Source organism: Nicoliella sp. ESL1106, assembly GCF_058509965.1.
This window is the reverse complement of sequence record NZ_CP196340.1, coordinates 45,697-66,515: the sequence shown is the minus strand read 5'-3', so window position 1 is coordinate 66,515 and position 20,819 is coordinate 45,697. Positions and strand designations below refer to the sequence as shown.

At 40.4% G+C, this 20,819-nt stretch carries 12 protein-coding genes, 1 tRNA gene, 3 rRNA genes and 1 other annotated feature; of the genes, 14 read left to right on the top strand and 2 right to left on the bottom strand.

Features of this window, described 5'->3' with window-relative positions:
- Nucleotides 1-204: 204 nt before the first annotated feature.
- Complete coding sequence (locus ACSVI6_RS00290) at nt 205-663, bottom strand: MerR family transcriptional regulator (protein WP_491716737.1); 459 nt, start codon at nt 661-663, stop codon at nt 205-207.
- Between the two features lie 183 nt (nt 664-846).
- Here ACSVI6_RS00290 and ACSVI6_RS00285 point away from each other — a divergent pair, with 183 nt between their 5' ends.
- The 7 genes from ACSVI6_RS00285 to ACSVI6_RS00255 all read left to right on the top strand — a co-directional run bounded on the left by ACSVI6_RS00285 (nt 847) and on the right by ACSVI6_RS00255 (nt 10,093).
- Nucleotides 847-2,319, top strand: a complete 1,473-nt coding sequence (locus ACSVI6_RS00285; protein ID WP_491716736.1) for an MDR family MFS transporter — start codon at nt 847-849, stop codon at nt 2,317-2,319.
- On the top strand, nt 2,319-3,119 hold the full coding sequence (locus tag ACSVI6_RS00280; RefSeq protein WP_491720700.1) for a DUF4811 domain-containing protein: 801 nt from the start codon (nt 2,319-2,321) through the stop codon (nt 3,117-3,119). Before ACSVI6_RS00285 ends, ACSVI6_RS00280 begins: the two co-directional genes overlap by 1 nt.
- 49 nt (nt 3,120-3,168) lie before the next feature.
- Nucleotides 3,169-3,367, top strand: a binding site (T-box leader).
- Between the two features lie 49 nt (nt 3,368-3,416).
- The gene (tyrS, locus tag ACSVI6_RS00275) at nt 3,417-4,676 is read left to right on the top strand and encodes a tyrosine--tRNA ligase (RefSeq protein ID WP_491720699.1); all 1,260 of its coding nucleotides are present in this window, start codon (nt 3,417-3,419) and stop codon (nt 4,674-4,676) included.
- Between the two features lie 389 nt (nt 4,677-5,065).
- Nucleotides 5,066-6,641: ribosomal RNA gene (locus ACSVI6_RS00270) — 16S ribosomal RNA — on the top strand.
- 221 nt (nt 6,642-6,862) lie between these two features.
- Nucleotides 6,863-9,777 (top strand): 23S ribosomal RNA (locus ACSVI6_RS00265).
- A gap of 71 nt (nt 9,778-9,848) precedes the next feature.
- A 5S ribosomal RNA gene (gene rrf, locus ACSVI6_RS00260) occupies nt 9,849-9,965 on the top strand.
- The 16S, 23S and 5S rRNA genes sit together here with 1 tRNA gene alongside, the layout of an rRNA operon.
- A gap of 55 nt (nt 9,966-10,020) precedes the next feature.
- Nucleotides 10,021-10,093 (top strand) — tRNA-Thr (locus tag ACSVI6_RS00255).
- Between the two features lie 56 nt (nt 10,094-10,149).
- Here the strand turns inward: ACSVI6_RS00255 and helD are convergent.
- Nucleotides 10,150-12,471 carry an RNA polymerase recycling motor HelD gene (gene helD, locus ACSVI6_RS00250; protein WP_491719763.1) on the bottom strand — a complete coding sequence of 774 codons (2,322 nt, stop codon included), beginning with the start codon at nt 12,469-12,471 and terminating at the stop codon, nt 10,150-10,152.
- Between the two features lie 322 nt (nt 12,472-12,793).
- Here helD and trpS point away from each other — a divergent pair, with 322 nt between their 5' ends.
- From trpS to metG, 7 genes are all read left to right on the top strand, one after another.
- Nucleotides 12,794-13,813, top strand: a complete 1,020-nt coding sequence (trpS, locus tag ACSVI6_RS00245) for a tryptophan--tRNA ligase (RefSeq protein WP_491716732.1) — start codon at nt 12,794-12,796, stop codon at nt 13,811-13,813.
- A 39-nt stretch (nt 13,814-13,852) separates the two neighbouring features.
- Nucleotides 13,853-14,791 (top strand): Ppx/GppA phosphatase family protein, encoded by a 939-nt coding sequence (locus ACSVI6_RS00240; protein WP_491716731.1) that lies wholly within the window; start codon nt 13,853-13,855, stop codon nt 14,789-14,791.
- Between the two features lie 55 nt (nt 14,792-14,846).
- Nucleotides 14,847-16,100 (top strand): hydroxymethylglutaryl-CoA reductase, degradative, encoded by a 1,254-nt coding sequence (locus tag ACSVI6_RS00235; RefSeq protein WP_491716730.1) that lies wholly within the window; start codon nt 14,847-14,849, stop codon nt 16,098-16,100.
- 12 nt (nt 16,101-16,112) lie between these two features.
- On the top strand, nt 16,113-17,078 hold the full coding sequence (locus tag ACSVI6_RS00230; protein WP_491716729.1) for an IpaB/EvcA family protein: 966 nt from the start codon (nt 16,113-16,115) through the stop codon (nt 17,076-17,078).
- Nucleotides 17,079-17,099: 21 nt separating this feature from the next.
- Nucleotides 17,100-17,807: an NAD-dependent protein deacylase gene (locus ACSVI6_RS00225; RefSeq protein WP_491716728.1), complete on the top strand. Its 708-nt coding sequence runs from the start codon at nt 17,100-17,102 to the stop codon at nt 17,805-17,807.
- Nucleotides 17,807-18,652 carry a DUF72 domain-containing protein gene (locus tag ACSVI6_RS00220; protein WP_491716727.1) on the top strand — a complete coding sequence of 282 codons (846 nt, stop codon included), beginning with the start codon at nt 17,807-17,809 and terminating at the stop codon, nt 18,650-18,652. Before ACSVI6_RS00225 ends, ACSVI6_RS00220 begins: the two co-directional genes overlap by 1 nt.
- Nucleotides 18,653-18,722: 70 nt before the next feature.
- Nucleotides 18,723-20,753: a methionine--tRNA ligase gene (gene metG / locus ACSVI6_RS00215; RefSeq protein WP_491720698.1), complete on the top strand. Its 2,031-nt coding sequence runs from the start codon at nt 18,723-18,725 to the stop codon at nt 20,751-20,753.
- Nucleotides 20,754-20,819 lie beyond the last annotated feature (66 nt).

The following is a 20,819-nucleotide window of genomic DNA, read 5'->3' as shown; positions in this document are numbered from 1 at the left end:
CTTGAAAACTGGGAAGGTAATCTTCCCGACGAAAGATTTGCATTGGGATTTAAGCAAATATAAATTCGAGCTTATCGCAACAAGTTTATTATTGCATAATCCTTTTTATCATACCATATTTTAGATTGCTTATCGCTTGGAATCACATAATTTTATGAATGAAAAAACTTCCAATTATGAAAACAATAAATTGGAAGTTTTAAATTAATTATTATTTTTAATATAAGCCTTAATTTCATCTCCATCATCAACAAAGTAAATTGATTTGGAAGGATCGTCGTTTAAACATCCCATATTGATCGCGGGTTTATCATCAACAGTTCCGATTTCTTTGATGCGGTTCTTTAGCATGCGGGCGATGACGATGTTGTAATTAGTAAAATTACTGGCTTTATCAGCAGCGGCATTGAGAGTGAAACCTGATTCTAAATATGATTTGATTAGTTCGATTTTCATGAGGGTGTGGTAAGAATATTTGCGATTCTGATTTTTAGAACACTTTTTGGATCGAATGTACCCACATTTTTCCCAGTAGCGTAATTTACTCTGGGGGATATCAGTGTAGCTTGCGATTTCACCGATGCCAAACAGAAAGTCTTCGCGTTTGAATAGGTTAAAGATTCTGCTTTTGACTTCTTTAAATGTATCGTCTTCTCTATCCATGATTAATGAGCTCCCCTTTCTAACTTAATTAAAATCAACTTTAATAATATATAATGATTATATAACATATAAGCCTATTGTCAATTTAGTTGACAAAATAAAATGCTAGTGCTAAATTAGATAGTGAAGAAAGTAATATTTGATATCTATTTTATTTATTAATTAGAAAGAAGGAATGTTCTAATGGATAAGCCGTTAGATCAAAAGGGAAACCCATATAGTAGAACTCTACTTGTGTTGTTCCTTTTAATTGGTACTTTTTGTACCGTGTTGAACCAAACGCTATTGGCGACTGCATATCCAAAGCTAATGGATGTGTTTAACATTGATACTTCCACAGTTCAATGGTTGACCAGTGGTTTTTTGATGGTCAATGGGATTTTGATTCCCGTTACCGCTTGGTTATCCAGTCGTTTTAATACCAAGTGGCTTTACATTTCAGCAATGGTGATCTTTGAAGTTGGAACGGTAATGTGTTTCGCTGCGCCAAACTTTGCGACATTATTGTCAGGGCGTTTAATTCAAGCCGTTGGGGTTGGAATTTCAATGCCAATGCTACAAACAATCATGTTATCAATTTTCCCACCTGAAAAGCGGGGGACTGCAATGGGGCTATCCGGAGTTGTAATTGGATTAGCACCTGCAATTGGTCCGACTGTTTCTGGTTGGATTATTGTGAATGCGCAATGGCGTGATCTCTTTGGGATGATCATTCCAATTATGGCATTTGTGATTATCGGTAGTTTATTTGCCATGAAGCCAATCTTACCAACTAGCAAGACGAAGCTCGATTTCCCTTCATTACTATTATCAACGATTGGTTTTGGGAGTGCGCTATACGCATTTTCATCCGTTGGTGATAAGGGATGGGGTAGCGCCGTTGTTATCTCCACGTTAGTTATTGGAGTCATCTTTGTGATTGCATTCATTATGCGTGAATTCAAGACTAGTAATCCATTGGTGAATTTAAACGTATTTAAATCCAAACAATTTACAATTGGCTCAATAATTGGAGCCCTTGCAATGATGTCTTTGATTGGGTTTGAAATGATTCTCCCATTGTATTTACAAATCGTTCGTGGTTACAACGCGTTTCATTCCGGATTAACGCTATTAGCCGGAGCAATGATGATTGGGGTATTGAGTCCATTTACCGGTCGAATTTTTGATAAGTATGGGGCTCGTTACTTAGGAATTAGTGGTTTCTTACTATTAACAATTGGAACGATTCCATTCTTCTTCTTAACTACTGATATGCCAATCATGTACGTGGTAGTGATTTACGCCATCCGTTCTTGTGGGATCGCAATGTCAATGATGACGATTACTACCTATAGTATGAATGCGTTAGATGTTAGTATGATGAATCATGGGACTGCTGCAAATAATACGTTACGGCAAATCGCTAGTTCAATTGCCACTGCGGTAATGACTTCCGTTTTGACCAACGTTACTAATAATGCCAAACCAGCCCATCATTTACTAACTGTTGACCCATTACAATACAAAGATAAAATGCTAAATGCTGTGTTGAGTGGTTATCATTCCGCTTTCTTAGTTGCATTTATCTTTGGTTTGATCGGGTTAGCATTCACGTTCATGCTGAAAAAGGGTAAAAGTATTCCAGAAGCTAAGGTTGAAGGAGGTCGTCAATAATGATTATTATTCTATTAGTGATCGTTGCGATCCTATTCTTCATCTCTTGGAATTTATTAGTAGGCAAGCAACCACTTCATTTGATTTTAAATATTATCTTTACTGCATTGTTGATTGGTGTAATGTTCTTATCAGTTGCCAACTTTAAGTACCACTATGGGATGCATAAGGTGGTTTCTACCGATACTACTACTAAGGTTGCTTCCTTATCACCTAGTCTTAATTTAGTTGTTGACCAACCAGTTGGCCAAAGTAATAGTAAGGATAAGGCGATTGTATACAAGAGCGGTAGTGCTAAGAAGACGGTTAAACCGGATACTGACGTTACTAACGTAGTAGTGAAAAGTAGTAACTTAAAGCACGCTAAGTTAGTGACCAAGACAGTTCGTTGGGAATACAAGAATAGCTTTGAAAGATTTATGTATGGATTAGCCCAAAAGTCATCTGTTTATCATAAGACCAACACACTCTACGTACCAAAGGATTGGTTAGTGCTAAATGCTAAACAGGTCAAGGCATTACCAACCATTATGAAGCAAGAACAAGCTAAACTACAAAAGCAATCTGGTGCTTCTCAAGCTCAACAACAAGCTGCATTACAGCAACAAGTGCAAGCATACGTTCAAAAAGAACTCACTTTAGCTGAAAAGGAAGATCCTTCAATGAATGCTGGTGAAAAAGAAGCAGTCGTTAAACAAGCTACTGCTGCTGGTAAGAAGAAGGTCGAAGCTGAAGCAAAAGCAGCTGCACTTAAAAAGTTATTACCATCAGTCCAAGCTCAATTGGACAAAATTAAGTAATTAGTTTATTGACAAAACAGCAGTTGGTTATTATGATATTGGTAATTAAACAAATGCTGAGAAGTAGTTCTAGTATCAAATGAATTTGAGAATTCAGAAACTTAGCGGGGCTGTGAGCTAAGCAATTCATTTGAGAAATTACACCTATGGAGCGTGCATATTTGCCGGGTCATTTCGTTATTAATGGTTAGAGTGATCATTATAAATGATAACTTGGGTGGTACCGCGGAACTATTTTCGTCCCCTATGGCTTATTAAGCTGTAGGGGATTTTTTGTTATCTTAAGGAGGAAATGAAATGGATATTATCGATGATTTAAAGTGGCGTGGCGCCATTAATCAACAAACGGATGCAGAAGGTTTGAACGAACTAGTTAATGAAAAGAAAATCGGACTATACGCTGGAATTGACCCAACTGGTGACAGTATGCATATTGGGCATTTAATTCCATTCATGATCTTAAAGCGTTTTCAATTAGCGGGACACCATCCAGTGATCTTAGTGGGTGGGGCAACCGGCTCAATTGGTGATCCTAGTGGTAAAAAGGCTGAAAGAAAGTTACAAACGATGGACCAAGTTAAACATAATGAAGAAGCCTTAACTAAGCAAATGACCAAGTTATTTGGCCAAGACGGTAGTTTTACGATCGTTAATAACTATGATTGGCTTTCCAAGTTCACGCTACTAGACTTTCTTCGTGATTACGGAAAGGTATTCAACGTGAATACGATGTTGAATAAGGAAGTCGTTGCTAGTCGTTTGGATGCTGGGATTTCATTTACTGAATTCACCTACCAAATTTTACAATCGATGGACTTCTTACACCTCTTTAAGAACAACGACGTACAACTTGAAATTGGTGGGTCTGATCAATGGGGTAACATTACCTCTGGAACTGACCTAATTCACAAGATGGAAGGTGCCGATGCGAAGGTATACGGGCTTACGATTCCATTGATGCTTAAGTCTGATGGAACTAAGTTTGGTAAGACTGCAGGTGGAGCAGTTTGGTTAGATCCTGAAAAGACAACTCCATACGAATTTTACCAATTCTGGATCAATCAAGATGATCGGGATGTTGTGAAGTACTTGAAGTACTTTACGTTCCTTAGTCATGAAGAGATTGAAGAGTTGGCTGAAAAGGTGAAAACAGAACCTAAGAAACGCGAAGCCCAAAGAAGATTGGCTGAAGAAGTTACTAAGTTCGTCCATGGTGAAAAGGCAGTTGAAGAAGCTGAAAATATCACCAAAGCTTTATTTACAAATGGAATCAAGAATTTAACCGTAAGTGAAGTTGAACAAGGTTTTAAGAACATGCCAAGTGTCGACGTTAGTTCTGAACCAAATGATATTATTCAATGGTTAGTTGATGATACTAAAATTGAACCATCAAGAAGACAAGCTAGGGAAGATGTCAAAAATGGTGCGATCAGAATTAATGGTGAAAAGGTTGATGATGTTGAAGCAGTAATTAACCCGAACGATAATTTTGATGGTAAATTCGTAGTTGTTAGAAAAGGTAAAAAGCGTTACTACTTAGCACGAGTTACTAAGTAGAAGTTTGATTGATGGGCCATGGTTAATAATTTAGCCATGGCCCATTTTTTATTTAGCAAAGTCATTTCAAATTAATTTTATTTTTTATGTTGACATTAAAGTTTGAACGCGGTATATTATTACTTGCGTTATTCATTTCGACTAACAACTTTCAAAAATTGTTCAAAATTAATTTTAAAAAATCGTTGACATCCAGTTAGCAATTTGATATTATTAAATAGTTGTCGTTAAGAGCGACGCACAAAAGTAGATCTTTGAAAACTGAACAAAATTATGACAAAAAATGTGTAAGGAACTTCATTTTAAATGAAGTACAAAAAACTTATGCGAAGTCAATTCGCTTTAAAAGTAACAAATATTAAGAAGAGCTAACGTTAAGCTTTTCATCATAAGATGAGAGTTTGATCCTGGCTCAGGACGAACGTTGGCGGCGTGCCTAATACATGCAAGTCGAACGAACTTCCGTTAATGATAGTTGATGCTTGCATTAACTTGACTTAACATCGAAGTGAGTGGCGAACTGGTGAGTAACACGTAGGTAACTTGCCCTAAAGCGGGGGATAACATTTGGAAACAAGTGCTAATACCGCATAACAACAAAAACCGCATGGTTTTTGTTTGAAAGATGCGTTTGCATCACTTTAGGATGGACCTGCGGCGTATTAGCTTGTTGGTGGGGTAATGGCCTACCAAGGCAATGATACGTAGCCGACCTGAGAGGGTAATCGGCCACAATGGGACTGAGACACGGCCCATACTCCTACGGGAGGCAGCAGTAGGGAATCTTCCACAATGGACGCAAGTCTGATGGAGCAACGCCGCGTGAGTGAAGAAGGGTTTCGGCTCGTAAAACTCTGTTGTTAAAGAAGAACAAGTTTGATAGGAAATGATCAAGCTTTGACGGTATTTAACCAGAAAGTCACGGCTAACTACGTGCCAGCAGCCGCGGTAATACGTAGGTGGCAAACGTTGTCCGGATTTATTGGGCGTAAAGCGAGCGCAGGCGGTTTTTTAAGTCTGATGTGAAAGCCTTCGGCTTAACCGGAGAAGTGCATCGGAAACTGAGAAACTTGAGTGCAGAAGAGGACAGTGGAACTCCATGTGTAGCGGTGAAATGCGTAGATATATGGAAGAACACCAGTGGCGAAGGCGGCTGTCTGGTCTGTAACTGACGCTGAGGCTCGAAAGCATGGGTAGCAAACAGGATTAGATACCCTGGTAGTCCATGCCGTAAACGATGAATGCTAGGTGTTAGAGGGTTTCCGCCCTTTAGTGCCGCAGCTAACGCATTAAGCATTCCGCCTGGGGAGTACGACCGCAAGGTTGAAACTCAAAGGAATTGACGGGGACCCGCACAAGTGGTGGAGCATGTGGTTTAATTCGATGCTACGCGAAGAACCTTACCAGGCCTTGACATCTCCTGCAAAGCTAAGAGATTAGCCGTTCCCTTCGGGGACAGGATGACAGGTGGTGCATGGTTGTCGTCAGCTCGTGTCGTGAGATGTTGGGTTAAGTCCCGCAACGAGCGCAACCCCTATTATTAGTTGCCAGCATTCAGTTGGGCACTCTAGTGAGACTGCCGGTGACAAACCGGAGGAAGGTGGGGACGACGTCAAATCATCATGCCCCTTATGGCCTGGGCTACACACGTGCTACAATGGACGGTACAACGAGTCGCAAAACCGCGAGGTCAAGCTAATCTCTTAAAGCCGTTCTCAGTTCGGATTGCAGGCTGCAACTCGCCTGCATGAAGTTGGAATCACTAGTAATCGTGGATCAGCATGCCACGGTGAATACGTTCCCGGGTCTTGTACACACCGCCCGTCACACCATGAGAGTTAGTAATACCCAAAGTCGGTGCAGTAACCTCTTTTGAGGAGCTAGCCGCCTAAGGTAGGACTGATGATTAGGGTGAAGTCGTAACAAGGTAGCCGTAGGAGAACCTGCGGCTGGATCACCTCCTTTCTAAGGAATAATTCGGAACCTTGCACAGTCATAGTTTTGTTTAGTTTTGAGAGGTCTACTCTCAAACTTGGTTCTTTGAAAACTAGATAATATTTTAATTTTTCCAAATTATTGAATTGTATTAAATACAATTTCAACCGAGAACACCGCGTTATTTTGAGTTTTTTAAATTAGTTTTATTCGTATTTACTCAATTAACCAAATACCACTAAGTGGTAATAGGTTAAGTTATTAAGGGCGCATGGTGGATGCCTTGGTACTAGGAGCCGATGAAGGACGGGACTAACGCCGATATGCTTCGGGGAGCTGTACGTAAGCTTTGATCCGGAGATTTCCGAATGGGGAAACCCAATAAATTTAATCGTTTATTATTCAATGACGAATTCATACTCATTGAAAGGCAGACGTGGGGAACTGAAACATCTAAGTACCCACAGGAAGAGAAAGAAAATTCGATTCCCTCAGTAGCGGCGAGCGAACGGGGAACAGCCCAAACCATCGAGTTTACTCGATGGGGTTGTAGGACTGAACATTTGAGTTACCAAAGAATTAGATAGTCGAAAGATCTGGGAAGTTCTGCGACACAAGGTGATAGCCCTGTAGACGAAATCTAATTCCCTCAGTTCAGGATCCTGAGTACGGCAATACACGTGAAACATTGCCGGAATCCGGGAGGACCATCTCCCAAGGCTAAATACTCCCTAGTGACCGATAGTGAACCAGTACCGTGAGGGAAAGGTGAAAAGCACCCCGGAAGGGGAGTGAAATAGTTCCTGAAACCATGTGCCTACAAGCAGTTAGAGCCCGTTAATGGGTGATAGCGTGCCTCTTGCAGAATGAACCGGCGAGTTATGATAACATGCAAGGTTAAGATGAAAAGTCGGAGCCGTAGCGAAAGCGAGTCTGAATAGGGCGCCATAGTATGTTGTGATAGACCCGAAACCAGGTGATCTACCCATGTCCAGGCTGAAAGTGTGGTAAAACACACCGGAGGGCCGAACCCGTGTACGTTGAAAAGTGCTGGGATGAGGTGTGGGTAGCGGTGAAATTCCAAACGAACTTGGAGATAGCTGGTTCTCTCCGAAATAGCTTTAGGGTTAGCCTTGGAGTCGAGAATCATGGAGGTAGAGCACTGTTTGGGTGAGGGGCCCGTCTTGGGTTACTAAATTCAGATAAACTCCGAATGCCATTGATTTATATCCAGGAGTCAGACGATGAGTGATAAGATCCACCGTCGAAAGGGGAACAGCCCAGACCACCAATTAAGGTCCCTAAATATATGCTGAGTGGAAAAGGATGTGGAGTTGCATAGACAACTAGGATGTTGGCTCAGAAGCAGCCACCATTTAAAGAGTGCGTAATAGCTCACTAGTCGAGTGATTCTGCGCCGAAAATTTACCGGGGCTAAGCATATTACCGAGATTGTGGACGCAACTATGTTGCGTGATAGGAGAGCGTTCTAAGGGCAATGAAGCCAGACCGTAAGGACTGGTGGAGCGCTTAGAAGTGAGAATGCCGGTATGAGTAGCGAAAGATCAGTGAGAATCTGATCCACCGAATGACTAAGGTTTCCTGGGGAAGGCTCGTCCTCCCAGGGTTAGTCGGGACCTAAGCCGAGGCCGAGAGGCGTAGGCGATGGATAACAGGTTGAGATTCCTGTACTAGTTAACTATGTTTGACCGATGGAAGGACGTAGGAGGCTAAACGTAGCATCCTGTTGGATATGGATGTTCAAGCACTAAGTCAGGTGTTGAGTCAAATGCTTAATACCGTGTTGACAAGGTGTGATGAGGACCGAAATTTAGTAGGGAAGTCGTTGATGTCACACTACCGAGAAAAGTTTCTAGTTAGTAGTTAACTACCCGTACCGCAAACCGACACAGGTAGTCGAGGAGAGAATCCTAAGGTGAGCGAGTGAACTCTCGTTAAGGAACTCGGCAAAATGACCCCGTAACTTCGGGAGAAGGGGTGCTGCACTACGTGCAGCCGCAGTGAAAAAGCTCAGGCGACTGTTTATCAAAAACACAGGTTTCTGCAAAATCGTAAGATGAAGTATAGGGGCTGACGCCTGCCCGGTGCTGGAAGGTTAAGTGGATGAGTTAGCTTCGGCGAAGCCCAGAAACGAAGCCCCAGTAAACGGCGGCCGTAACTATAACGGTCCTAAGGTAGCGAAATTCCTTGTCGGGTAAGTTCCGACCCGCACGAAAGGCGTAACGATCTGAGCACTGTCTCAACGAGAGACTCGGTGAAATTGAGATACCTGTGAAGAAGCAGGTTACCCGCGACAGGACGGAAAGACCCCATGGAGCTTTACTGTAACTTGATATTGGGTGTTTGTATAGCTTGTACAGGATAGGTAGGAGCCATAGAAGTCGGGACGCTAGTCTCGATGGAGGCATTGGTGGGATACTACCCTCGCTGTATGAACACTCTAACCCGCACCACTGATCGTGGTGGGAGACAGTGTCTGGTTGGCAGTTTGACTGGGGCGGTCGCCTCCTAAACAGTAACGGAGGCGCCCAAAGGTTCCCTCAGAATGGTTGGAAATCATTCGACGAGTGTAAAGGCAGAAGGGAGCTTGACTGCGAGACATACAGGTCGAGCAGGGACGAAAGTCGGGCTTAGTGATCCGGTGGTACCGTATGGAAGGGCCATCGCTCAACGGATAAAAGCTACCCTGGGGATAACAGGCTTATCTCCCCCAAGAGTTCACATCGACGGGGAGGTTTGGCACCTCGATGTCGGCTCATCGCATCCTGGGGCTGTAGTTGGTCCCAAGGGTTGGGCTGTTCGCCCATTAAAGCGGTACGCGAGCTGGGTTCAGAACGTCGTGAGACAGTTCGGTCCCTATCCGTCGCGGGCGTAGGAAATTTGAGAGGAGCTGCTCTTAGTACGAGAGGACCGGAGTGGACATACCGCTGGTGTACCAGTTGTGCCGCCAGGCGCATCGCTGGGTAGCTATGTATGGATGAGATAAACGCTGAAAGCATCTAAGTGTGAAACCCACCTCGAGATGAGATTTCCCATTCCTTTATGGAAGTAAGACCCCTGAAAGATGATCAGGTAGATAGGCTGGAAGTGGAAGTGCAGTGATGCATGGAGCGGACCAGTACTAATTGGTCGAGGACTTAACCAAGTAAGGTTGTTCTCATGGAAGAATAAAATATTATCTAGTTTTGAGAGAACGAAGTTCTCACAGATAAATAGTGTGGTGATGATGGCCAGAAGGATACACCTGTTCCCATGTCGAACACAGAAGTTAAGCTTTTGAGCGCCAAAAGTAGTTGGGGGATCGCCCCCTGCAAGGATAGGACGTTGCCACGCAAACAAAAAAGATCTCCGTTTTTTACGAAGGTCTTTTTTATTTTAATATTTAAATGCCGTTTTAGCTCAGGAGGTAGAGCGTTTCCATGGTAAGGAAGAGGTCCCGGGTTCAAATCCCGGAAACGGCTTTAATTAAAAACTGCCGTCCTTACTAATTCTTAGTGGGGACGGCAGTTTTTTAATATTAGCTATGTGAGCTTAATTGATGGTCAATTTTAAATACTTCTTTCGGGACTTTGGATTTTGTAATTAGCGAGCTAACTGCACCAACACTGATTAAGATTAAGTTATGCATTGCTCTTGTTGAAATCGTGTAAAGCGTTCCAATTAAATCAGTGCTATTAAAGTTATCATTAGAAATATTCCAACCGATTACTGAATCAAATTCTAATCCCTTTGCCAAATAGACGGGCAAAATAATTACTCCCTTCGGTAAGGTGCGATCAGCATCATCTAGAATATTAGTTTTAAAACTATGGTATAGATTGTGGTTGATAAACTTAGCATCATTCATATTTTTAGTGATAATAGCAACAGTTCCATTATCAGCTAATTGTTTTTTAACGGATGATTTTAAACTTGCTAATGCTTCTTGATCATTGTATCTAACAATGATTTCAGGAAGTGGTCCTTGACGATTAAATGCTTCAATTTCATTTCCATCTGGTAATAATGACTTAGCAAATGTTGTGATTTGATAAGTCGATCGATAGGATTTACGTAACGTTATGAGCCTAGAATGATTAGTGCCAAACGCATCGTTAAGTTTATTTAGCAGTTCTTTAGGGGATTCAACTTCTTTAAATAAAGCTTGTTCACTGTCACCAATTAGGTTAAATTTGGCATTTGAAAATATAAATCGCAAGTAAATTAATTGAGCAATTGAGTAGTCCTGCATTTCATCGATAAACAAATATTTAATTGCACGATTTCTACCTTCACCTGTAATTAAATCACGTAGATATAGGAGCGGTGCAGCATTTTCCAAACCTAATTTATGATTTTCTAAGTCTTCTGAAAACTTCTTAATAGAGGCTTGCCATTCTTTATTATCGATATTTGCAGGAAGCGCTAAGTTATTTAGAAAATCGACATATTGAATATATGGATCAAAAAAATTATTATTAAAAATTGCATCATAAATAATTCGGTATTCACGTTTAACGATTTTCTGTGCTAGAAAATCCCGTTCGTCATCTTGGCTTTGGAATTCACGAAGCTGCTTTCCCTTCATCATGGTTCGAATCTGTTCTTCACTTAAAACTTCTAGTTCATCATTTACCCATGGATCGTGGATTGAAGTTTTAATTCTTCTTTTTAAAGTTCTGATAAGTTGGTTTTTAGTTTTTAAGATTCTTTGTGATGTGTGCATACTCTTTGGGTATTGTTCATAAATTGCGCGAATATCTTCAGCAGTAAAGAATGGATTGCCCCTAAATAAAATTGAACTAAATTGAATTTGATCGGCTGAAATATCAGAAACATAATCTGATAACGCATTCATGAATTTATCACTATCTTTATACTGATGAATCTGTTGTTGGGAATTACTTAATGATTGTTGATTTTCGTAACGATCAAAAATTGATTGAACTTTTAATCCCTCAAATCGATGGTTAAAAAATTCAGCAAGCGTAACTTGTCGCATGTTGCGTTCCCCTAAACTAGGTAGCACATCTGAAATGTAGTGACTAAACAGTTTATTGGGTGAAAGTAACACGATTTGATCTGCCACTAGCGAACTTCTGCTGTGGTAAAGTAGGAATGCAATTCTTTGGAGGATTGCTGATGTTTTTCCTGATCCAGCGACCCCTTGGACAACTAATAGGTCACTAGTCGTATCCCTAATAATATCGTTTTGTTCACTTTGAATCGTAGCAACGATATTTTGCATCGTCTCATCATTTTGTTCACCTAATGCATGTTGAAGCATTTCATCGCCAACGGTTTCATTAGTATCAAACAGATTATCAATTTTGCCATTTTTAATTTGAAATTGACGCTTTTTTATTAATTCGGTTGAGAAACGCCCCGCAGGAGTAGTGTAGCTAACCTTGCCCAGGGTTCCATTATAATAGATGCTAGAAATAGGAGCCCGCCAATCATAGATTAAAAAATTTTGATTATCATCAACAAATGATGCTGTCCCAATGTAAAGTTTTTCTGGTTTTGTATCACCATCATCAAGAATATCAATGCGCCCAAAATAGGGAGAATTTTCTAAATCCTTTAACGTGTTTAAGTGTCGTTTGATGATTGCTTCATTTTCAATATCTCGGTTAACTAATCCTCTTTGTTGTTGTAGTTCAGCACTCGTTTCAATTCGATCGTCAACTTCAAAGTAGTTAACAGACGTATTGGCACTATAATTTTGCTGAACATTTTCAGTTTCTTGGTGAGCTCTATTTAAATCAACTTTAGTCTTTTGAATTCGTTTCGTAATTTTTTTAACAATTGATTCAACACGGGCTTCCTCTTTTTCATATTCACCGGGTTCCAAGATCATTCCTCCATTTCTTCAAATTCTTTTCAACGTGCAATAATTTTAGGTTTAAAATGCTTAAATGTCAATTAAACTCACTTTGACATTAAATTAGTAATCAATTAAAATATTAGATGATTATAAATGTTAAAAAAGTAGTTGCCCCACCTTCAGAGAGATCATAGATGCTGAGAATGATTAGGGGAAATGAAATGGTTGAATGGGTTCCTCCTTATCGGAAAGAGTGGCGGGTTTTAACTCTCGCAACATAGGTGGTACCACGTTAAAGGCGTCCTATTGGATATTCATCCAGTAGCACGCCTTTTTTTAGAAAGGATGATTTATGATGACAGAAAAAAAGGTAATTTTAACTGGTGATCGCCCAACCGGCAAGTTACACATTGGACACTATGTTGGTTCTCTTAGAAATCGGGTTGCTTTACAAAACTCAGGTGAATATGACACCTATCTATTAATTGCAGATATGCAAGCGTTAACCGATAACGCTCGTGATCCAGAAAAAATTCAACACAGTTTACTTCAAGTGGCACTGGACTACTTAGCAGTTGGCATTGACCCTAAGAAATCCACCATTTGTGTTCAGTCACAATTACCAGCGTTAGATGAATTGACGATGCACTACTTAAATCTAGTTACAGTTTCACGGTTAAACCGTAACCCAACTGTTAAAACCGAAATTAAACAAAAAAACTTCGGCCAAAGTGTGCCAGCTGGTTTCTTCATCTATCCAGTAAGCCAAGCTGCTGATATCACTGCCTTTAAGGCCAATACAGTTCCAGTTGGGGCTGATCAAGAACCAATGCTTGAACAAACTCGTGAAATCGTGCGTTCATTTAATTCAATTTATAAACAGGATATTTTAGTTGAACCAGAAGGCTACTTCCCACCAAAAGAAATGGGACGGATTCCTGGACTGGATGGTAATGCTAAGATGAGTAAATCACTTGGTAACGCCATTTACCTGGCAGATGACCCAGACACGATTCAAAAGAAGGTCATGTCCATGTACACTGACCCGAACCATATTCACGTGGAAGACCCTGGAAAAGTTGAAGGCAATACCGTCTTCACCTACTTAGATATTTTTGCAAAGGATCAAGACCATGTTAGTGAATTAAAGGAACAATATAGACATGGTGGACTTGGTGATGTAAAGATTAAGCGTTACTTGAACGAGGTCCTTCAAGCAGAACTAGAACCAATTCGGACACGTAGAGAAGAATTCGCAAAGGATCCCGCTGCGGTTTATGATATTTTAAAGGCAGGGAGTGAACGGGCCCAAGCGGTTACTAATCAAACCCTTCAAGAAGTTCGGGATGCAATTGGGATTAATTACTTTAAATAATCACTGAACTAAAACATTATTTAAAGAAGGGTGTTTAAATTGGAAAATTTTGTAATTCTAGATATTGGTTCCAATTCAGTGAGAATGGCCATTAATCAAATTGAAAATGATGGATCATATCATGAAATTAAAAGATTAAAAAATGATAGTCGACTATCCGAAGGGATGGGTCGAGAAAAAATGTTGAGACCAGCAGCGATTAAGCGGACAATTAATGCGTTACAAAATTTCCAAAATGTTTATAAGGGATACCCAAATGCGCATGTGAAAGTCATTGCTACTGCTGCGGTCCGCCAAGCTAATAATCAAGATACATTTTTAAAACAGGTTCGTGATACCCTTGGTTTGCGGGTTAAAATTTTATCTGGAAATCAGGAAGCTTATTATGACTATTTAGGGGTTGTAAACAACATCAAGGAGTCTAATTATATTTTAGTTGATATTGGTGGGGCCAGTATGGAGTTAGTACTAGTTCAAAACCATAAAAAAAAGAATTTAATTAGCCTTCCAATGGGAGCGGTAAGTATTTCAGAACATTACCATTTAAATAGTTATATTAAATCATCTGATTTGTTCAAAGCAGAGTGTTATATCCAACAAGAACTACATCGGGTTTTCTGGCTGAAATGGGCTTATCACTATCCATTAGTCTTACTTGGTGGCGCAACTAGGGCGTTGGCAAGAATCAATCAGCACCACCAGCACCTAAATCGTTCGCACCGCTTAAATCGCTATCAATTAAGGCAATCACAGGTTTTAAAAACATTCGAGCTATTGATCGCAAAGGATAATGCACAACGCAAACAGATTTCAGGGTTAGAGTCTGATCGTGCCGATATTATCGTTGGTGGATTATTACCATTGGTCTCGATTATTAACAGAATTAATTCTAAGCAGGTCATCTTCGCTGATAGCGGGGTCCGTGAGGGATTAATTAATGAATATTTACGCCACATGAAATCAAACCAAAAACATTAGTTGTTTTAAATGCTCCTAATTGTGGGGAGCAATTGCAAAGGTGGAAGCTTTATTTATGGATAATATATTTAAACATTTTTATCGTAAATCATATGCTGATAGGTTATCAGTTGTTGGGGAGTACGCATCTTTAGATGAAAACGCACGGTCATTGATTAAGGATCATGTAAACGATACTGATGCCCACCTAATCGAAAACTATCTTACTGATTATTCGTTGCCTGAAGGCGTAGGGGTTAACTTAATGGTCAATGGCGTTGAGCATGCCATTCCCATGGTGACTGAAGAACCATCTGTAGTCGCGGCCGTCAGTAACGGGGCACGGATGCTCAGAAAGAATGGGATCTCGGCAACAGTAATTAATCGGGAATTGATTGGTCAGGTAATTTTGCATAAACCTAGCTCAGCGCTTTTGGAATGGATTGAAAATCATAAGGGGAATTTGATTGCCCTAGCTGATTCAGCCCACCCGAGCATTAGTAATTATGGTGGTGGGGCTACTGAAGTTACCGTGCGAGCATTGGATAAGGATGATTATTCGATTGATCTGAGCGTTAATGTATCTGAAGCGATGGGTGCAAACATTATTAATTCGATGTTAGAACAACTGGGTGCAACCATCAATGAACAACAACCCGGAGTTGTTTTAATGCAAATTTTATCCAATTATGCGACAAAAAGTTTGGTCAAAGTAACTGGCCGAATTGACTTTGATCAATTAGGTGCCCCTGGGATGACGGGACAAGAAGTTGCTGTTAGAATTGGTTTAGCTAGCCATATTGCCCAAATTGACCCATATCGCGCAACGACCCATAACAAGGGCATTATGAACGGAATCGACGCAGTAACGATTGCAATGGGTAATGATTGGCGTGCAATTGAAAGTGGGATTCATGCCTATGCAGCAAAAGATGGACAGTACCGCGGATTAAGTCACTGGAAGATTATTAATAACCAACTAGTTGGCGAGATGGTTGTTCCAATGCCTGTTGGTTTCGTTGGTGGGGCGACTAAGGTCTTTCCACTTGTTCAGATTAATAAGTCCATTGCTAAGGTTAAAAATGCACGTGAGTTAATGCAGTTAATTGCAGCAACTGGTTTGGCACAGAATTTAGCTGCCCTGAAGGCAATCGTGACGGATGGAATCCAAAAGGGGCATATGGCACTGCAATTAAATTCATTAGCAATTAGCGCTGGGGCTACTCCATCGGAAGTTGCGCCAGTTGTAAAAAAATTAAGAACCATTAAGAACGTTGGAATTGAAGATGCTCGTTCAATCATCCAACAAATCAGAAAATCTAATAAGTGAGGTTGAAATTACTTGGAACCAGAAGATATTAATTTAAATGAACAGACCCAAAGTTTGATCAACGTTGTGAATCAATTTTTTCCTGGTAAGATTGAGGTTCAATTTATTGGTCGCCTACAATCAGGATATGTAAGACATGATCAAGCACAAGTAGTTCAGGAAGGTAAAAATATTTATGTACAAATTTCAGATTTATCTGCTCCTAACTACACGGCTTCACATGAATTGTTGCACTTGTTAATGACTTTACGGGGCTTTCCCCAGATTTTCTTCTCATTAACTACTGGTAATCCAGAATTAGATGATCAATTGCAAGCAATGGGAACTGAATTATTTGATATTGTTTCTCACTTTGTTGTTGTTTCAGAACAACGCAAACATGAATTGATCAATGCTGATATTGAAGCTATGTATCTAAAGGGAATTAAGGAAACCATCAAACCAGAACCTAAGGAACTGGATGATGAAATGTCATTAAGATTACTAACCCTTTTGGATGCAATGGTCTTTTACGGAGATCATTTCGATACAGTTGTTGACGAATTGAAGCATGATTATCCAGTTTCACTAGCTGCTGCTCAAAAAATTTATAAACAGATTACTGTTAAGCCAACTGATTCACCATTTGGCTTGCGTAGAAACGTTGTTAAATTATTCAGATTGTTTGATGATCAATTAAAGGCATGGGGTTTACCACCATTAAATAATAAGGACTTTACAACGATTACCAGTGTGCTTTCAGAACGCCAATTAAACCTTAAAGTAAATCAAATGTTTGAAATTTTTCATTCTGAACTGCACGAAAAGGTCACCAATCGAAGAGCCTACGTTGGCTTTAGTAAGGTCGATGATCAAAATTCATTTGTTGTTCCATCACCAACAGGGATGGATGATAGTCCAGCTTATTTTAAACGACTTTACAATTTAAGCGTCAAAGACTTGTTCAAGGAACTTAAAATGCCATTTATTATTCGTTAATTAATTTGGGGGGCGTCAAATATGGATGCAGATGTTCAAAGGGTATTTGATCAATCGCAGCGAATTGTTTTTTTAACTGGGGCGGGGGTATCAACTCCTTCTGGGATTCCAGATTATCGTTCTAAAAATGGGTTATATGAACAGGATAACGATGGACGACCCGCTGAATACTATTTAAGTCATGCTTGTTTGCAAAATGAGCCTGATAAATTTTATTCGTTTGTGAAAAATAATATGTACTACCCAGATGCAAAACCCAATGCAATTCATGAAAAGCAGGCTGCGTTAACTAATCAGGATCGTGCTAGCATCATTACACAAAACGTCGATAATTTGTATAACGTTGCACATGCCACCCACCTAATTGAATTTCATGGTAATTTATATGATGTTACTTGCCAAAAGTGTCATCAATCAGTTGATTGGCATGAATATTTGAATAGTCCGATTCATAAGGATTGTGGCGGTGTATTACGTCCTGGAATTGTTTTGTATGATGAAGGATTGGATCCAGATAGGGTTCAAAACAGTGTTGATTTAATGTCTAAAAGCGACTTGATCGTAATTGTAGGGACTTCAATGCGTGTCTACCCATTTGCAGGGCTACTTCAGTATCGCAACCCCAGTGCACCGGTTATCGCAATCAATCAAGAAAAACTAGACTTAGGGATTCCCTTGAAGATGATTCAAGGGGATGCAGTTAAATTCTTTAAGGAGCTGCGGGTTTAATGATTACAATTGGTTTAACAACGTGGTCTGATCATCCCTTGTTTTCTAATACTAATCAACCACCGAAGTTAAATGAGTATGCGAGTTTTTTACCGACCGTTGAAGTTGATACTCCATTTTATGCGATTCCCCAAATTACCACAGTTGATAATTGGATTAAACAAGTCCCTAGTCAGTTTCAATTTGTGGTGAAGGCGAATCGTTTGATGACTCAACATGACTTAAAAAGTCCAGATGCGGTTTCTTTACCAACTCGTTGGCAGGTTTTTACTGAATTTAATGCAATGATTAAGCCATTGGTTGAATCCCACCAGCTAAAGACGGTTTTATTTCAATTTCCGCCCTTTTTTAAGGTCAGTGATGAAAACCTTGCCTACTTAGCAAGCATTCCTAACCACCTCCCTGGGTTGCCGATTACGGTCGAGTTTCGGCATCCTTCTTGGTATCAAAATCCATTTATTAATCGGCTGTTTCACGGCTTAAAGCAATTGCATTTGACATTGGCCATTGTGGATGAGCCCCATAATCTAAATGATGGCGTCCCATTCGTTCCACTAATTACTAACCCAAATTTAGTATTTATTCGGCTTCATGGGCGCAATGCAGAAGGCTGGTTCAATCAAGGCCGAGATTGGCGCAAGCGCAGGACTTTGTATCATTATAATGATCATGAACTAGCTGGTTTAGCAAATATCGTTCGTGATTTAGATTCCCAAGTAAGAGAAGTATGTATTATTTTTAATAACAATTCTGGCAAAGATGCGGCCCCCAATGCCTTAAAGTTACAATCCTTATTAGGGCTACATTTTACTGGATTAGCACCAAAACAACTAGATTTATTTTAAAGCACGGCAGTTATGCTATAATGAAAAATAATTAACTAGCGGCTGCCGCTTCAGAAAGGGAGCATCATCTATGGCAAAACCAACTTATTATATTACCACTCCAATATATTATCCATCTGGTAAATTACACATCGGAAATTCATACACAACGATTGCGTGTGACGCATTAGCTCGTTTCAAACGTTACACGGGGTATGACGTTTTTTACCTAACTGGAACTGATGAACACGGACTCAAAATTGAACAAAAAGCAGAAAAATTAGGGATGGAGCCCAAGGCTTACGTTGATAAAATGGCCGATGGCATTAAGCAGCTTTGGAAGACCCTTGATATCTCAAACACCAAGTTCATTAGAACGACTGATGATTACCATGTTGCAGCTGTTCAAAAGATTTTCCAAAAATTACAAGATAATGGGGATATTTACCTTGGTGAATACACTGGTTGGTACTCCGTATCTGATGAAGAATACTTCACTGAATCCCAATTATCCGAGGTTTACAAGGATGATGATGGTAATGTAACTGGTGGAAAGGCACCAAGCGGTCACGAAGTCCAATTGGTTCACGAACCATGTTACTTCTTTAAGATGAGTAAATACGCTGATTGGTTACTTCAATACTATCGTGATCATCCAGATTTCATTGAACCATCAGCGCGGATGAATGAAATGATCAATAACTTCATCAAGCCAGGCCTTGAAGACCTTGCCGTTTCACGGACTTCATTTAAATGGGGGGTTCCTGTTAAGAGTGATCCTAAGCACGTCGTTTATGTTTGGATCGATGCCTTGACTAACTATATCACTGCCCTGGGTTACGGTTCTGATGATGATTCATTATTTAAGAAGTACTGGCCAGCTGACGTTCAAATGGTAGGGAAGGAAATCGTTCGTTTCCATACGATTTACTGGCCAATTATCTTACATGCATTGGGATTAGAACTACCTAAGCACGTAATTGGCCACGGTTGGCTATTAATGAAGAACGGTAAAATGTCCAAGTCTAAGGGCAACGTTATTTATCCAGAAACATTGGTTGAACGTTACGGGCTAGACGCTACGCGTTACTACCTCCTTCGTTCCATGCCTTATGGAAACGATGGGGTCTTTACGCCAGAAGACTTCGTTGATCGGGTCAACTATGACCTTGCCAATGACCTAGGAAACTTATTGAATCGGACAGTTGCGATGATCAACAAGTACGAAAGCGGGACCGTCCCAGAATTTAAGTCAGCAGTGACAGAATTTGACCAACCTTTGGAACAAGTCGCAACCGAATCGATTACCGAATTCAAGGAAAAAATGAATTCCGTTCATTTTGCCGATGCACTAGCTGCAGTTTGGAAGTTAGTAGCTGCAACCAATAAGTACATTGACCAAACTGAACCATGGTCGTTAGCCAAAAGCGATGCTGCTGCTGATAAGGATCAATTAGACTCCGTGATGGCCCACTTGGCCGCTAGTTTACGGGTAATTGCCTTCTTGGTTAGTCCAATCATGACACAAGCTCCTAAAAAGATTGCTGAACAACTTGGCTTGCCAAGTGATTCGTTCGACTTAACGAACTTGAATATCGCTGATTTACCAGCAAACACCCAGGTAATCAAGAAGGGTGTTCCAATCTTCCCACGGCTTGATGTGGAAGCTGAAGTTGAATTTATCAAGGGGCAAATGACCAAGTCTGATAAAACGAAGGGGCGGGCAGCCCAAAAGGCTGCTGCTGAAGGCAGTTTCGACCCAGATACGACTGAATTAACGTTAACTAAAAAAGCAATTCGTTACGAAGCCTTTGATAAGGTCGAATTAAAGGTTGCTGAAGTGGTTGCAGTCCAACCCGTTGAAGGTTCGGATAAGCTATTGAAGTTCAAATTAGATGCGGGTGATCAAGGATATCGGCAAATCCTTTCGGGAATTGCACAATGGTACCCAGATTACGAAAAATTAGTTGGTAAGAAACTAATTGCCGTATCGAACTTAAAGCCTCGTAAAATGCGTGGTGAAGTCAGTCAGGGAATGTTACTTTCCGTTGAACACAAGGATGGTTCAATTGAATTAGCGACCCTTCCTGAAAGCTTCGAAAACGGGGCTACTTTAGAATAATGAAAACCCTAAATTAGCCATTCAATCAATTTGATTAATGGCTAATTTCGTTTTGGAGGAGATTTT

Bases quoted from the DNA above. Each gene is read 5' to 3' on its own strand.
- ACSVI6_RS00290 (WP_491716737.1), bottom strand. From the start codon at position 663: ATGGATAGAGAAGACGATACATTTAAAGAAGTCAAAAGCAGAATCTTT.
- ACSVI6_RS00285 (WP_491716736.1), top strand. From the start codon at position 847: ATGGATAAGCCGTTAGATCAAAAGGGAAACCCATATAGTAGAACTCTA.
- ACSVI6_RS00280 (WP_491720700.1), top strand. From the start codon at position 2,319: ATGATTATTATTCTATTAGTGATCGTTGCGATCCTATTCTTCATCTCT.
- tyrS (WP_491720699.1), top strand. From the start codon at position 3,417: ATGGATATTATCGATGATTTAAAGTGGCGTGGCGCCATTAATCAACAA.
- helD (WP_491719763.1), bottom strand. From the start codon at position 12,471: ATGATCTTGGAACCCGGTGAATATGAAAAAGAGGAAGCCCGTGTTGAA.
- trpS (WP_491716732.1), top strand. From the start codon at position 12,794: ATGACAGAAAAAAAGGTAATTTTAACTGGTGATCGCCCAACCGGCAAG.
- ACSVI6_RS00235 (WP_491716730.1), top strand. From the start codon at position 14,847: ATGGATAATATATTTAAACATTTTTATCGTAAATCATATGCTGATAGG.
- ACSVI6_RS00225 (WP_491716728.1), top strand. From the start codon at position 17,100: ATGGATGCAGATGTTCAAAGGGTATTTGATCAATCGCAGCGAATTGTT.
- ACSVI6_RS00220 (WP_491716727.1), top strand. From the start codon at position 17,807: ATGATTACAATTGGTTTAACAACGTGGTCTGATCATCCCTTGTTTTCT.
- metG (WP_491720698.1), top strand. From the start codon at position 18,723: ATGGCAAAACCAACTTATTATATTACCACTCCAATATATTATCCATCT.